This window comes from Pseudomonas sp. 05N434, from assembly GCF_056396965.1.
This window is the reverse complement of the sequence record NZ_JBFTMK010000091.1, coordinates 1-14,902: the sequence shown is the minus strand read 5'-3', so window position 1 is coordinate 14,902 and position 14,902 is coordinate 1. Positions and strand designations below refer to the sequence as shown.

The following is a 14,902-nucleotide window of genomic DNA, read 5'->3' as shown; positions in this document are numbered from 1 at the left end:
AGTTTCCAGAGTGGCGCGCTCGACCCGTTTTCGGCGCAGTTGTTTGCCCTGATCGGCCTCGGCGGCGAAGAGATCCGCAAGGCCCAGGAACTGAACTGGAAACGCCTGCTGCCGTACCTCGGCCTGCTCAGCTTGCGGGCGCACTCGGCGGCGTTGATCGAAGCGGTGCTGCGCTACTACTTCAAGCACGCCGAGCTGACCATCGAGCAGTGCATCGAGCGCCGCGTCGAAATCCTCGACGAGCAGCGCAATCGCCTCGGTCGCGGCAACAGCATGCTCGGCGAAGACCTGGTGCTGGGCGAACACGTGCGCGACCGCAGCGGCAAATTCCGCATTCACATCCGCGAGCTCGACTGGCAACGCTTCCACGAATTCCTGCCGATCGGTTTCGGCTACCAGCCGCTGTGCGCGCTGGTGCGGTTCACCCTGCGTGACCCGCTCGATTACGACATTCGCCTGGTGCTGCGCCAGGAAGAAATCCGCGAACTTCGCATCGGTGAGCAGAACGCCTGTCGCCTGGGATGGACCAGTTGGCTCGGCCGCGAAAAAGCGGACGGCGTGGTGACCCTGGGCAGCAAAATTCATTAAGGACAGATGACACATGATCAACGTAGACCTGCAACAACTTATCCAGGCGCTGGACGCCGAAACCCGTCGTGACCTGGAAAGTTCTGCCGAACGCTGCGTCGCCCGTGGCGGCAGCAAGATCCTCGTCGAAGACTTGCTACTGGGCCTGCTGGAGCGTCCGCAAGGCCTGCTCGCCCGGGCGTTGCAGGATGCCGAAGTGGACGCTGGCGAGCTGAGCGCCGCGCTGCAATCGCGGGTCGAGCACAGCGCCTCGCGCAACCCGGTGTTCGCCCCGGAACTGGTGCAGTGGCTGCAGGACGCCTTGCTGGTGGCCAACCTCGAACTGGGCCAGAGCCAGGTCGAGCAGGCCGCGTTGATCCTCGCATTGCTGCGCAACCCAATGCGCTATGCCGGCAGCCGTTATCAGTCGTTGCTGGCCAAGCTGAACATCGAGCGTCTGAAAGAATTCGCCCTGTCGCAGAAAGAACAACCGGCCACCGGCAAACCGGCGGTGCCCGGCGAATCACTGCTGGAGCGCTTCACCCACAACCTGACCCAGCAGGCTCGCGACGGCAAACTCGACCCGGTGCTGTGCCGCGATGGCGCGATCCGTCAGATGGTCGACATCCTCGCTCGTCGCCGCAAGAACAACCCGATTGTGGTGGRTGAAGCGGGCGTCGGTAAAACCGCTATCGTCGAAGGACTGGCCTCGCGCATCGCCGCCGGTGAAGTGCCGCAAGTCTTGAAAGGCGTTGAGCTGCTGTCGCTGGACATGGGCCTGTTGCAGGCCGGCGCCAGCGTCAAAGGCGAGTTCGAACGTCGCCTCAAAGGCGTGATCGACGAAGTCAAAGCCTCGCCGAAGCCAATCATCCTGTTCATCGACGAAGCCCATACCCTGATCGGCGCTGGCGGCAACGCTGGCGGTTCCGACGCGGCCAACCTGTTGAAACCGGCCCTGGCCCGTGGCGAGTTGCGCACCATCGCCGCCACCACCTGGGCGGAGTACAAAAAATACTTCGAGAAAGACCCGGCCCTGGCCCGTCGTTTCCAACCGGTGCAACTGCACGAACCGACCGTCAGCGAAGCGGTGACCATTCTGCGTGGCCTGGCTCAGGTCTACGAGAAGAGCCACGGCATCTACCTGCGCGATGACGCGGTGGTTGCCGCGGCTGAGTTGTCCGCCCGTTACCTGGCGGGTCGTCAGCTGCCGGACAAGGCTGTCGATGTGCTCGACACCGCCTGCGCCCGCGTACGCATCAGCCTCGCCGCCGCCCCGGAAAGCCTGGAACGCCTGCGTGGCGAACTGGCCGAAGGTGGCCGTCAGCGTCAGGCCCTGCGTCGTGACGCCGAAGCCGGTCTGCTGATCGATCACGAAGCGCTGGACGCTCTGGAAGATCGCCTGGCTGATGCCGAAGACGAAAAGGTCGCCCTCGAAACGCTGTGGACCGAGCAGAAAGAACTGGCCGAGCGCCTGCTGGAGCTGCGTCAGCAACTGGCCAAGGCTCGCGAAGCCGCTGCTGTCGAACCGAGCATCACGGTTGAAGAAGACGCCGAAGGCAACGTGATCGAAACGTTGCCGGTGGACGAAGCGCAAAGCGTTGAAACCCTGGAAACCGCGCTCAACGAAACTCACAAAGCTCTGACCGAGCTTCAGGTCAAAGAACGCCTGGTGAGCTTCGAAGTCTGCCCGCGTCTGGTGGCCGAAGTGATCAGCGCCTGGACCGGTGTGCCATTGGCGCAACTGGCCCGCGAACACAACGCCAAGGTCGCAAGCTTCGCCACCGACCTGCGCACGCGCATTCGTGGTCAGGAACAAGCCGTTCACGCCCTTGATCGCTCGATGCGCGCCACCGCTGCAGGCCTGAACAAGCCGGATGCCCCGGTTGGCGTGTTCCTGCTGGTCGGCCCGAGCGGCGTCGGCAAGACCGAAACCGCGCTGGCCCTCGCCGATTTGTTGTACGGCGGTGATCGTTTCATCACCACCATCAACATGTCCGAGTTCCAGGAGAAGCACACCGTGTCGCGTCTGATCGGTGCGCCGCCGGGCTACGTCGGTTACGGCGAGGGCGGCATGCTCACCGAAGCCGTGCGGCAGAAGCCGTACTCGGTGGTGTTGCTTGATGAAGTCGAAAAAGCCGACCCGGACGTGCTCAACCTGTTCTACCAAATCTTCGACAAAGGCGTGGCCAACGACGGGGAAGGGCGCGAGATCGATTTCCGCAACACGCTGATCCTGATGACCTCGAACCTGGGCAGCGACCGCATCAGCGAGCTCTGCGAAAACGGCGCGCGGCCGACAGCCGAAGTCCTCGAAGAAACCATTCGCCCGGTGCTCAGCAAACACTTCAAGCCGGCATTGCTGGCGCGCATGCGCGTGGTGCCTTACTACCCGGTGGGCGGCCCGGTGCTGCGTGAGCTGATCGAAATCAAACTCGGTCGTCTGGGCGAGCGCCTGAACCGCCGTCAGCTGGATTTCACTTACTCCCAGGACCTTGTCGATCACCTGGCTGAACGCTGCACTCAAAGCGACAGCGGTGCACGCCTGATCGACCACTTGCTCGACCTGCATGTACTGCCGCTGGTGGCCGACCGTTTGCTCGATGCGATGGCCACCGGTGAAAGCCTCAAGCGCGTGCATGCGACGCTCGACGGCAATGCCAGCGTGACGTGCGAGTTCGCCTGAGGTGGGTGTGATGTTCACTCAAGTGCCGCAACCGCTGGTCTATGCCGAAGCCTTGCTGGCGCAGTTCGCCAGCCTGTCGCGGGCGGCGGACAGCGCTGTGCTGCTGGGTGACTTCGTGCGCGGCCTGGCCGAGCTCAGCGGTTGCGAGCTGACGCAGTTGTACCTGCTGGATGCGACCCACACTTGCCTGGGGATGAACGCCGAGTGCCTGAACGGCGTTCTGCAACCCCGGGAAGGGGCCAGCCTGCCGGCGGATTACAACGGTGAACAACTGCTGCAATTCGCCTTGTGCCAGAACCGCGTGGTGTGCCTCAGCGAGCTGAGCGGCAGCCTGCACGAAACCAGCTTCCTGCCGCCCCAGGCCACGCCCTGGCAGTCGCTACTGTGCGTGCCGCTGGTCAATCAGCAGAAGGCTGTCGAAGGTTTGCTGCTGTGCGCCAGTCGCCGGGTAATCGACCTGCAAGGCTTTGCCGATTCCCTCGGTCAACTGGGCTCGTTCGTGCTCGGCCAACTGCACTTGCTGCAGCGTTTGCGTCAGCCGAACGGTGATACACGCCCGGCGCCGCTCAACGTCCCGAGCGCCAGCGGTTATGGCCTGATCGGCAAGAGCGCGGCGATGCGCCAGACCTATTCGCTGATCAGCAAAGTCCTGCACAGCCCCTACACCGTGCTGCTGCGCGGTGAGACCGGCACCGGCAAGGAAGTGGTCGCGCGGGCGATTCACGATTGCGGCCCGCGCCGGTCCCAGGCGTTCATCGTGCAGAACTGCGCGGCGTTCCCCGAGAACCTGCTGGAAAGCGAGCTGTTCGGCTACCGCAAAGGCGCCTTCACCGGTGCCGATCGCGACCGTGCCGGGCTCTTTGATGCAGCCAATGGCGGCACCTTGCTGCTCGATGAAATCGGTGACATGCCGTTATCGCTGCAAGCCAAGTTGCTGCGGGTATTGCAGGAAGGTGAGATCCGCCCGCTGGGTTCCAACGACACCCACAAAATCGACGTGCGGATCATTGCCGCGACGCACCGGGATTTGTCGGTGCTGGTCAGCGAAGGCAAGTTCCGCGAGGACTTGTACTACCGCCTCGCGCAATTCCCGATCGAACTGCCGGCCCTGCGTCAACGCGAAGGCGACATCCTCGACCTGGCGCGGCACTTCGCCGACAAGGCTTGCGCGTTTCTGCAGCGCGATGCGGTGCGCTGGTCCGACGCGGCGCTGGATCACCTGTCCGGTTACGCCTTTCCCGGCAACGTTCGCGAACTCAAAGGCCTGGTCGAGCGCGCGGTCTTGCTGTGCGAAGGCGGCGAGTTGCTGGCCGAGCATTTCTCCCTGCGCATGGAAGCCATGCCGGAAGACAGCAGCCTGAACCTGCGTGAACGCCTGGAGCAGGTCGAGCGAAGTCTGCTGCTCGACTGCCTGCGCAAAAACGACGGCAACCAGACCCTCGCCGCCCGCGAACTCGGGCTGCCACGGCGCACGCTGCTGTACCGCCTCGGGCGGCTGAATATCAATTTGGGTGACTTCGATGGCTGATCTCGATTTCTACAACCCGACCACTCAGGTTGGAATGCCCCCTGTGGCTGGCGAATTCCCTGTGGCGAGGGAGCTTGCTCCCGCTGGGCTGCGCAGCAGCCCCAAAACCCTGCGCCGCGGTGTGGCAGTCAAACCGCACCCTCTGTTTTACGACTGCTTCGCAGCCGAGCGGGAGCAAGCTCCCTCGCCACAAAGGCGATGCGCAAGGCCTCTGGCTGGAGCGCTCGAATCCACCTCATCTGCTTCTGATAGCGCCACCCGAAAGGGTCGGCGCTTTGTGCTTTGTCTACCTCTGGAGACCCTCTGATGCCTGTTCGTCACTGGCAAGCCGTCCTGCTGACCTTCGTCGTTCTATGCGGCCTCGGCGGCTGTAGCGGCAATTACAAATACAACGACAACACCTATCGCCCATTGGGTGATCCGCAGGCGGTCAATCGCGGCAAGTGACCGCAAGGAGCATCATCATGGAACTGGTTTTCGAAATGCTGAACACCAAGCAGTTCGTGCCCACGGATTTGTGCCAGAAGACCTTCAAACAGGCCGGTGGCGTGATCGGCCGGGGCGAGGACTGCGACTGGATCATCCCCGACCGCAAGCGTCACCTGTCTAACCACCACGCGGTGATCAGCTACCGCGAAGGCACGTTTTTCCTGACCGATACCAGCAGCAACGGTATCCAGGACAGCGARAGCGGCGCGCGCCTGCGCAAGGGCGAGCCGATGCGCATCGAACACGGCAGCGTGTATGTGCTGGGTGACTTCGAGATTCGCGCGCGACTGGTGCGCGACCCGGCGACGTTCGACGTCGAAGTCGGCCGTCCGCAGGCCGCGGGCAGCATCATCCCGGACGATGCGTTCCTCGACCTTGACCCGCTCAATGCCCTCGACCAGCAAGAACGCGTGTACTCGGAGATCGAGGAGCTGATTTCCCCGAGCACGGTGATCGAGGACACCCGTCAGCGTGCCGACTACGCGCGCATCGACATGGAAAGCCTGATGGTGCCGGAGCTGATCGCCGCCCCGGCAGAACCAGCGCCAGCCCCGCTGCCAAAAGCGGTTGAGCGTCAGAGCGAAGGTTTCTGGGAGCACTTCGGGGCGGCGTTGGGCGTGGACCTCAAAGGCCTCGACCACGATGCCCGCGAAGCCCTGGCCCTGAACGCCGCACGCCTGCTCAAGCAGAGCGTCGGCGGTTTGCAGCAGAGCCTGCGCACCCGCAGCGAGCTGAAAAACGAACTGCGCCTGGCCCAGACCACCGTACAAGGCAGCCAAAAGAACCCGTTGAAATTCGCCGTCGATGCCGGTGAAGCGTTGGGCATTCTGTTGCAGGGCAACAAGCCGGGCCAATTGCCGGCCGAGCAAGCGATCTCCCGTGCGTTCCGCGATTTGCAGGCGCATCAGGTGGCCTTGCTGACCGCCAGCCGCGCCGCTGTTCGCGGCACCCTGGAGCACTTCTCGCCGCAACAGCTGACCCTGCGTTTCGAGCGCGACAACAAGCCGTTGCTCGCCACCTCCGGCAGTCGCTGGAGAGCTTATGGGCGTTATCACCAGGCCCTGCGTCAGGACGATGACTGGAGCGAACGTCTGTTGGCCCGCGACTTCGCCCAGGCCTACGAAGAACAGATCCGCCTGATTTCCACCCTTCACACCGACCACCAAGGATGATGCGCATGTCTCGCTGTTCCACCGCTTTTTTCAAGATGCTGACTGCGTTCGCTGCTTTGGTGCTGCTGGCCGGTTGCTCGTCGCTGTCGCCGTATTCCACCGTGACCAAACTCAACCTGAAGCTGACCGCCAGCGATCAATTGAACCCGGACCTCAACGGTCGTCCGTCGCCGATCGTCGTGCGCCTGTTCGAGCTCAAGCACCCGGTGGCCTTCGAGAACGCTGATTTCTTCAGCCTCTACGAACGCGCCAAGGAATCCCTGGCCCCGGACCTGGTGGCCAGCGAAGAACTGGAACTGCGCCCAGGCGAAACCGTCGAGCTCAAGCTCAGCGTGGAAGAGGGCAGCCGTTACGTTGGCGTGCTCGCCGCCTACCGCGACCTGCCGGAAACCAAGTGGCGCTACACCGTGCAAATCACTCCGGTGCAAGTCACCGCGGCTGACCTGACCCTCGATCAGGCCGGCATCCGCAACACCCATGAAACGCTCGCCAAGGCGGATGACTGAACATGAATGCCCATAAAGTCATTTGGCAGGAAGGCATGCTGCTGCGTCCGCAGCACTTCCAGCACAACGATCGTTACTACGACCACCAGATGAAGACCCGCACCCAGTTGCTGGGCAGCTACACCTGGGGCTTCCTCAACCTGGAAATCGACTTGCAGTTCCTCAACATGGGCAAACTGGTGATCAGCCAGGCCTCGGGGATTCTGCCGGATGGCAGCCTGTTCGAACTGGGCGGTAACACCGAGCCGTTGGCCCTGGACGTGCCGCCGAACACCGGCAACACGCCGATCTACCTGGCACTGCCGTTGGTGACGGGTAACCACATCGAGGCCCGCCGCCCGGAGCAGTCCGACGTGCTGGCGCGCTACACCGCGTATGAAGCGGAAGTGGCCGACTCCAACGCCGGTGACGACTCTGCCAGCCAGGTCAGTTGCGCCCGTCCGGACTTCAAGCTATTGCTCGGCGAGCAGCAGAGCGATCAGGCCTACGTGAAACTGAAGATCTGCGAAGTGCTCGACACCACGCCTGACGGCGTGATCAGCCTCGACCCGGATTTCGTGCCGACCTACATTCAGGCGCACTCGTCCAGCTACCTGCTGTCATGCCTTAAAGAAGTGATCAGCATGCTCGGCCACCGGGGCGACACCATCGCTGACCGGATCCGCTCCAACGGCAAGGTCGGCGGCGCGGAAGTCGGCGACTTCATGATGCTGCAACTGATCAACCGCACTGAACTGTTGCTGCGCCATTACCTCGGCCTGGAACAGGTTCACCCGGAAGAGTTGTACCGCACGCTGCTGACCATGCTCGGCGATCTGGCGACGTTTTCCAGTGACAGCAAACGCCMGCGTCTGGACAGCCGTTACCAGCACAGCGACCAGGGCGCGAGCTTCCGCAAACTGATGGAAGCGATTCGTCAGGTGCTGTCGATGGTGCTCGAACAGCACGCCATCGAACTGGTGCTGCAAGCGCGTCAGTACGGAATCATCGTGTCGCCGTTGCACGACCACAAACTGCTGGGCTCGGCTTCGTTCGTGCTCGCGGCCAGTGCCAACTGCGACTCCGAAGAACTGCGCCATCGCCTGCCGGCGCATCTCAAGGTCGGCCCGGTGGAGCGCATCCGCCAACTGGTCAACCTGCATCTGCCGGGCATCAAGGTCAAACCGTTGCCGGTGGCCCCACGGCAGATCGCGTTCCACTCCAACAAAACCTATTTCATCCTCGAACTCAGTTCCGAAGACCTGGCGCAACTCGAACGCTCCGGTGGCTTCGCGTTCCACGTGTCCGGCGAATTCGCCGAGCTTGAACTGAAATTCTGGGCCATCAGGAACTGACCGACATGATCAAGGACATGGAACACACCCAGGACGACAAAACCGTCCTGCTCGACCGCCAGGGCCACGGCCCGGCCTCGAGTCCGCTGACTGACTTCGCGGCACCGCCGCGTTTTGAACAGTTGGAAGAACGGATGATCTACGCCGCGCGCCTGCGCCCGGCCGAAGCGTTCAACATCAGCCTCAATTCGCTGGTGGCGGCGGCGTCCGAGCTGCTGTCGGAAGTGGTGCGGCTCAAACACAGCGACACCCGCGAAGACCTGTACGCGCTCAACGAGCGGCTGACCGCCGGGTTGAAACTGTTTGAAGTGCGGGCGCTGCACAATGGCGCCGAAAGCAGCCAGGTGATGGCCGCCCGTTATGTGCTCTGCACCGTGGTCGACGAAGCTGTCGTGACCACGCCGTGGGGCAACGAAAGCGAGTGGTCGCAGATGAGCCTGCTCAGCAGCTTCCACAACGAAACCTTCGGTGGCGAGAAGTTCTTCCAGCTGCTGGATCGTCTGTCGAAAAACCCGGTCAAGCACCTGCCGATGCTGGAGCTGATGTACCTGTGCCTGTCCCTCGGCTTCGAAGGCAAGTACCGCGTGCAAGCCCGCGGCATGCTCGAACTCGAAGGCATCCGCGACGCTTTGTATCGGCAGATTCGCCAACTGCGCGGCGACGTGCCTCGCGAATTGTCGCCGCATTGGGAAGGCTTGAACGATCAGCGTCGCAGCCTGGTGCGCATCGTGCCAGCGTGGATGGTGGTGCTGTTCACCGTGGTGTGCCTGGTGGTGATGTATTCGGGCTTTGCCTGGGTGCTGGGCGAACAACGCGAAACCGTTCTGCAACCTTATCAGCAGCTTGATCCGGCCACGGCTCAGCCGCAGCCGAAGCCGTAAACAGGGACGTGTGATGAAAAAGTTTTTCAAGAAAGTCGGCGCATTCCTGCGCCAGACCTGGGTATGGACCCTGTTGCTGGTGCTGTTCGTTGCGCTGCTGGTGTGGTTCGTCGGGCCGCTGCTGGCGGTCAATGACTACAAATTCTGGGAAGGTTCGACCTCCCGTTTGCTGACCATCAGTGTGCTGTTCCTGATCTGGGGCCTGACCATGGTCTTCGTCAGCTGGCGCGCCGGTGTGCGCAAAAAAGCTGTGGAAGCCACCGAAGACGGCCAGGACCGTATCCGCCGTGAAGAGCTGATCGACGAAGAAGAGAAAGAGTTGAAGGTGCGTTTCAAGGACGCCCTGAAAACCCTGAAAACCTCGAGCCTGTATCGCGGCCGCAGCGAACGCTGGCGCAGTGATTTGCCGTGGTACTTGCTGATCGGCCCGCAGGGCAGCGGCAAGACCAGCCTGCTGGACTTCTCGGGCCTTGAGTTTCCGATCAACAAGATCGACCGCAAACTCACCCGCGACACCCTCGGCACGCGGCACTGCGACTGGTACTTCGCCGACCACGGCGTGCTGATCGACACCGCCGGGCGTTACCTGACCCAGCCGGATGCCGAAGTCGATGGCAGTGCCTGGAGCACCTTGCTCGACCTGCTGCGCAAGCGTCGCCGCAACCGCCCGTTGAACGGCGTGCTGGTGACTATTCCGGTGGAAACCCTGCTGGGCGGCAGCGAGCAGGACCTCGAAACCCTGGCCCGCCAGGTGCGTGCGCGCCTGCAAGACGTGCATCAGAAACTGCACGTCGATGTGCCGATTTATCTGGTGTTGAGCAAGGCCGATCGACTGCTCGGTTTCGACGAGTTCTTCGATCAACTGACCCGCGAAGAAAGCGATCAGGTCCTCGGCACCAGCTTCCGCAAAGAGCAGAGCGGCACCGATGTGGCCGTGCTGCGCGCCGAGTTCGAAGAGCTGCTGCGTCGCCTCAACAGCCAGGTGATCATGCGCATGCACCAGGAGCGCGACACCCAGCGCCGTGGCCGCATCCTCGACTTCCCGCATCAACTGGGGCAGATCGGCGAGCGCCTGTGCCTGTTCGTCGACCTGGCGTTCACCGGCAACCGCTACCAGCGTGTCAGCCAGTTGCGCGGTTTCTACCTGACCAGCGCACCGCACCTGACTCAACAGATGGACCAGACCACCGCCAGTATCGGCGCCAACCTGGGCATGAGCGCCGGCATGCTGCCAACCCTGCGCAGCGGCCGTTCGCGGTTCATTCACCATTTGCTCAGCCGGGTGATCTTCCCCGAGGCCGACCTGGCCGGTCTGGACAAGCGCGAGCGCAGCCGCATCCACTGGGGTCAACGTGCCCTGTACGTGGGCGCACTGGCGGCATTGGCGCTGTTCGGCATGCTCTGGGCGGGCGGCTTCTCGGCCAACTATGAGCGTCTGGAAAACCTGCGTTCCCTGGCACAAACCTGGAACCAGCAACGCTCGGCCCTGACTGCGCGCGATGATTCCATGGCGGTGCTCAAGACCCTCGACACCAGCTACGCSGCGACMCARGTGTTCCCGARCAAAGGYGACGTGTCGTACCACGAACGTGGYGGCCTGTACCAGGGCGAAGACGCCAATCCGGTGGTCAAGAGCGCCTACGAGCGTGAGCTCGAAGCGCAACTGCTGCCAAGGGTTGCGACGCTGCTGGAAGGRCAGATCCGCGCCAACATGAAGGACCGCGAACGCCTGCTCAACAGCCTGCGCGCATACCTGATGCTGAACATGAAAGATCGCCGCGATGCGGCATGGCTCAAGGATTGGGTCGCTACCGAATGGTCCCAGCGTTACGCCGGCAACACCGCGGTGCAGAACGGTTTGAACACCCACTTCGAGCGTTTGCTCAAGCAGCCGTTTATCTACCCGCTCAACGAACAACTGGTGGCGCAGGCGCGTCAGGTGCTGCGCAGCGAGTCGCTGGCCAACGTGGTTTACCGGATGCTGCGCGAGCAGGCTCGCAACCTGCCGGAATACCGCCTGAGCCAACACATCGGCCCGCAGGGTTCGTTGTTTGTCGGCACCGATTACGTGATTCCGGGGTTCTACACCCAACAGGGTTATCAGCAGTATTTCTCGGTCCTCCGCGACTACGCCAACTTCTGGAGCGAAGCGGTCGGCCAGGTGGCTCTGCCCGCGATCAGCGATTTCAGTGAGGGTGCCGAGCAACTGGCGGGCCTGACGTCGGCCAATTCCCCGGTGCTGCAACTGCTGGTGGAAGTGCGCGAGAACACTCGGTTCCCGGCGGAAGCCGAACCGGTTGATGAGGCGGCCGATGCCGCTGCAAAACTGGGCGAGCAGAAGGGCAAGCTCGGCAAGTTGGGCAAACTGGCGTCGGCCGCAGCGGACGCGGCGTCTGACATGGCCGCGACCAAAAACCTGCCGGACACCGCGAAGAAATCCCTGCAACGTCGCTTCGAACCGCTGCACCGCTTGCTGGATGACAACAACGGCCCGGCCGCTGATTTGACTCCGGCCCTGCAAGCCCTCAACGACCTGCAAATGCAAATGGCAAGCCTGGCCCGCGCCAGTTCGCCAGAGCAGGCTGCGTTTGAAATGGCCAAGACCCGCATGAGCGGCCAGCGTGATGCGCTGAGCAACCTGCGCAATGCGTCGAACCGTCTGCCGCGTCCGGTGAGCGTGTGGTTCAACGTGCTGGCCGAAGACACCTGGCGTCTGGTGCTCAACGATTCTTACCAGTACCTGAACCAGCGTTATCAGAGCGAGCTGTACAGCTTCTACGGCAAGGCGATCAACAAGCGTTACCCGTTCAGTGCCCACAGCACCAGCGACGTCGCGATCAGCGACTTCCGCGAGTTCTTCAAGGCCCAAGGCATCGCCGATCGGTTCTTTGATACCTACATGCGTCCATTCGTCAGTGGCGACCCAGGCAACTACCGCCTGCGCAGCATTGACGGTCACAGCATGCCGATCTCCAAGGTCTACCTCGACCAGATGGCCGCGGCACAAGTGATCCGCCAGAGCTTCTTCGCCATCAACCCGGCCGAGCCGCAAGTGCAGTTCAAACTGGAGCCGTACACCCTCGACCCGGCGGTCAGCCGTTCCGAGTTCAAGTTTGGCGACAAGACCATCGAATACCGCCACGGCCCGATCGTGCCGGTGTCGTTCAAATGGCCGACCGATGCCGAAGACGGTCGCACCAGCCTGGTCCTCGACAAAATGGCTGGCCGCCCGATCGGCATCGAGAAGAACACCGGCCCATGGTCGCTGTTCCGTCTGTTCGACCTGATGCAGACCGAGTACCTGACCGGTCGCGACGTGCTGGTGCTCAAGGCAGACGTGGGTGGCCTGCGCGCCAACTACTTGCTGTCGAGCCAGCGCACGCCGAACCCGTTCGACATGGGCGTGCTGCGCACCTTCCGTATGCCGGTGCAGCTCTGATGCTGGTTGCCAGCCCCTGGCGCAGCGCTGCGCGTACCGATCCGGGCAAGGTTCGGGCGCGCAACGAAGATGCCTTTCTCGACTGTCCACAGCAGGGGCTGTGGGTGGTCGCGGACKGCATGGGCGGTCATCAGGGTGGCGACATCGCCAGCCAGTTGATCGTCGCCAGCCTGGCGGAATTGCCGGTGCAGGATGACTTCGACGAACGACTCAAAGGTATTCGCCAGTGTCTGCACTGGCTCAACCGCCGCTTGGGTCAGGAGTTGACCGTCACCGCCGGCCGTCACGACAGCATCATGGGCAGCACCGTGGTGGCGCTGCTGGTGGAAGGCAATCGCGCGGCCTGCATCTGGGCCGGTGACAGCCGTTGCTACCTGTGGCGCGGCCAGCGTTTGTATCAGCTGTCCAAGGACCATTCGCTGCAACAACAACTGATCGACGAACAGAACATGAGCGTCGAAGACGCTCGCGCGCATCCTGCCGCTCATGCGCTGACCCGTGCGGTCGGCGCTGCCGAGCAACTGACGCTGGATGTGTTGGAACTCGAGGTCTATCCCGGCGATGCGTTTCTGTTGTGCAGCGACGGTTTGTATCAAGGGCTGACCAGCGATGCCCTGGGCAACGCCCTGAGCCTGACCGCGCCGCACGTTGCGCTGGAGCGTCTGTTCGACGGCGCTCTGCGTGGCTCGGCCCGGGATAACCTGACTGCCGTGGTGATCCGCCAATGACTGAATTCATGCCACCGATCGACGACCTGCTGGTGACCGAGGAAGAAGCCAATAACCTGACTTACTTCGCGTTCGCCAAGCCTCTAAACGGAAAGCCGCATCAGGCCGAGCTTGCGCTGGCGCCGACCCGGGCCAGCATTGGTGAACTGCCCGACGTGCTCGCGGGACGTTACCGCATCGAGCGTCTGCTGGGGGCTGGTGGCATGGGCGCGGTTTACCGTGCACGGGATCTGCTGCGCGAACAGTTCGGCGATCCCGACCCTTACATTGCGCTGAAAATCCTCAGCGAAGAATTTGCCGAATCGCCGGACGCCAGTGCCTTGCTCTACAGCGAGTTCACCCTGACCCGACGACTGCGCCACGACAACGTGCTGCGTTTGCACACCTTTGAAGTGGACACCGACTGCCAGCGTGCCTTCATCACCATGGAACTCATGCGTGGGCTGACCCTGGACAAATTACTCTGCGAGCGGCCCCTGGGCCTGCCGTGGTTCGAGCTGCGCGACATCGCGCTGCCGCTGCTTGATGCGCTGGCCTACACCCACGCTCGCGGCGTGCTGCACTGCGACCTGAAGCCGAGCAACGTGATGCTCAGCGAAGAGGGCGTGCGCCTGTTCGACTTCGGTCTTGGCCAGGCAGAAGAGGGCATCTTGCCCGGCCTGCCGCACCTGAGCCGAGACCGCTTCAACGCCTGGACCCCCGGCTACGCCGCCCCCGAACTGCTCGAAGGCCAACCACTCTCGGCCAGCGCGGACGTGTACGGCGTGGCCTGCGTGCTCTATGAATTGGCGGGCGGCAAACACCCGTTCCGCCGCTTGCCGTCGACCGAGGCCCGCGACGGCCACCTCGACCGCGAGCTGCACGCACCTCGGAATCTACCCAAACACTGCTGGCCAGCCCTGCGAACGGCGCTGGCTTTCGATGCGGCCAAGCGCACCATCACCGCCGCCCAATTGCGTGACGCCCTGGGCGCCACTTCGTCTTTGCTGCAACGCCTTCGACTGCGGGCGTAACGGATGACTACCGAACAGGGAGCAAGCAATGTTCAACTCAGCTAACGAAACGCACTTCAGCCTCACAGTCGAAGACTACGTCGGCGACCTGCAAGTGCTGTCGTTCACCGGCACCGAAGGCATCAGCCAGCCGTATCGCTTCGACCTGGAACTGGTCAGCGAAAACCCGGACCTGGACCTGGAAAAACTCCTGCACAAGCAAGCCTTTCTGGCGTTTGATCCGAAGGGTTCTGGCATCCACGGCCAGATCTACCGCGTCGCCCAAGGCGATGCCGGCAAGCGCCTGACTCGCTACAAAATCTCCTTGGTGCCGCACCTGCAATACCTGCATCACCGCACCAACCAGCGCATCTACCAGCAGATGTCGGCGCCGAAAATCATCGCGCTGATCCTCGAAGAACACGGCATCAAGGGCAACGCCTACCGCTTCCAGCTGAGCACCCCGTGCCCGGATCGCGACTACTGCGTGCAGTACGATGAAACCGACCTGCACTTCGTCCAGCGCCTGTGCGAAGAAGAAGGCATTCACTACCACTTCCAGCACAGCGAAAAAGCCCACCTG

Annotated in this window: 12 protein-coding genes; all 12 read left to right on the top strand. The window is 62.7% G+C overall.

The window, feature by feature from the left end:
* A partial coding sequence (tssG, locus tag AC1DLB_RS08650) for a type VI secretion system baseplate subunit TssG (RefSeq protein WP_477784874.1) occupies positions 1 to 588 on the top strand: 588 nt, incomplete at its 5' end.
* Positions 589 to 601: 13 nt separating this feature from the next.
* Positions 602 to 3,250: a type VI secretion system ATPase TssH gene (tssH, locus tag AC1DLB_RS08645; protein WP_477784873.1), complete on the top strand. Its 2,649-nt coding sequence runs from the start codon at positions 602 to 604 to the stop codon at positions 3,248 to 3,250.
* 10 nt (positions 3,251 to 3,260) lie between these two features.
* A complete protein-coding gene (locus AC1DLB_RS08640; RefSeq protein ID WP_018927442.1) occupies positions 3,261 to 4,778 on the top strand; it encodes a sigma-54 interaction domain-containing protein in 1,518 nt (505 codons plus the stop codon).
* Positions 4,779 to 5,084: 306 nt separating this feature from the next.
* On the top strand, positions 5,085 to 5,225 hold the full coding sequence (locus AC1DLB_RS08635) for a hypothetical protein (protein WP_018927443.1): 141 nt from the start codon (positions 5,085 to 5,087) through the stop codon (positions 5,223 to 5,225).
* A gap of 17 nt (positions 5,226 to 5,242) precedes the next feature.
* A complete protein-coding gene (tagH, locus tag AC1DLB_RS08630; RefSeq protein WP_018927444.1) occupies positions 5,243 to 6,439 on the top strand; it encodes a type VI secretion system-associated FHA domain protein TagH in 1,197 nt (398 codons plus the stop codon).
* A 5-nt stretch (positions 6,440 to 6,444) separates the two neighbouring features.
* Entirely contained in the window at positions 6,445 to 6,945 is a 501-nt protein-coding gene (gene tssJ, locus AC1DLB_RS08625) for a type VI secretion system lipoprotein TssJ (RefSeq protein ID WP_018927445.1), read from the top strand.
* Positions 6,946 to 6,947: 2 nt separating this feature from the next.
* On the top strand, positions 6,948 to 8,279 hold the full coding sequence (gene tssK / locus AC1DLB_RS08620; RefSeq protein ID WP_477784872.1) for a type VI secretion system baseplate subunit TssK: 1,332 nt from the start codon (positions 6,948 to 6,950) through the stop codon (positions 8,277 to 8,279).
* A 5-nt stretch (positions 8,280 to 8,284) separates the two neighbouring features.
* A complete protein-coding gene (icmH, locus tag AC1DLB_RS08615) occupies positions 8,285 to 9,160 on the top strand; it encodes a type IVB secretion system protein IcmH/DotU (protein WP_019650077.1) in 876 nt (291 codons plus the stop codon).
* Positions 9,161 to 9,173: 13 nt separating this feature from the next.
* The gene (gene tssM / locus AC1DLB_RS08610; protein ID WP_477784871.1) at positions 9,174 to 12,599 is read left to right on the top strand and encodes a type VI secretion system membrane subunit TssM; all 3,426 of its coding nucleotides are present in this window, start codon (positions 9,174 to 9,176) and stop codon (positions 12,597 to 12,599) included.
* Complete coding sequence (locus AC1DLB_RS08605) at positions 12,599 to 13,327, top strand: PP2C family protein-serine/threonine phosphatase (protein ID WP_477784870.1); 729 nt, start codon at positions 12,599 to 12,601, stop codon at positions 13,325 to 13,327. The genes tssM and AC1DLB_RS08605 overlap by 1 nt, the downstream gene beginning before the upstream one ends.
* Entirely contained in the window at positions 13,324 to 14,340 is a 1,017-nt protein-coding gene (locus tag AC1DLB_RS08600) for a serine/threonine-protein kinase (RefSeq protein WP_477743555.1), read from the top strand. Before AC1DLB_RS08605 ends, AC1DLB_RS08600 begins: the two co-directional genes overlap by 4 nt.
* 28 nt (positions 14,341 to 14,368) lie before the next feature.
* Positions 14,369 to 14,902 (top strand): type VI secretion system tip protein TssI/VgrG (tssI, locus tag AC1DLB_RS08595; RefSeq protein WP_477784869.1); only part of this gene is annotated, 534 nt, incomplete at its 3' end.

Bases quoted from the DNA above. Each gene is read 5' to 3' on its own strand.
- AC1DLB_RS08600 (WP_477743555.1), top strand. From the start codon at position 13,324: ATGACTGAATTCATGCCACCGATCGACGACCTGCTGGTGACCGAGGAA.
- AC1DLB_RS08635 (WP_018927443.1), top strand. From the start codon at position 5,085: ATGCCTGTTCGTCACTGGCAAGCCGTCCTGCTGACCTTCGTCGTTCTA.
- tssJ (WP_018927445.1), top strand. From the start codon at position 6,445: ATGTCTCGCTGTTCCACCGCTTTTTTCAAGATGCTGACTGCGTTCGCT.
- AC1DLB_RS08640 (WP_018927442.1), top strand. From the start codon at position 3,261: ATGTTCACTCAAGTGCCGCAACCGCTGGTCTATGCCGAAGCCTTGCTG.
- icmH (WP_019650077.1), top strand. From the start codon at position 8,285: ATGATCAAGGACATGGAACACACCCAGGACGACAAAACCGTCCTGCTC.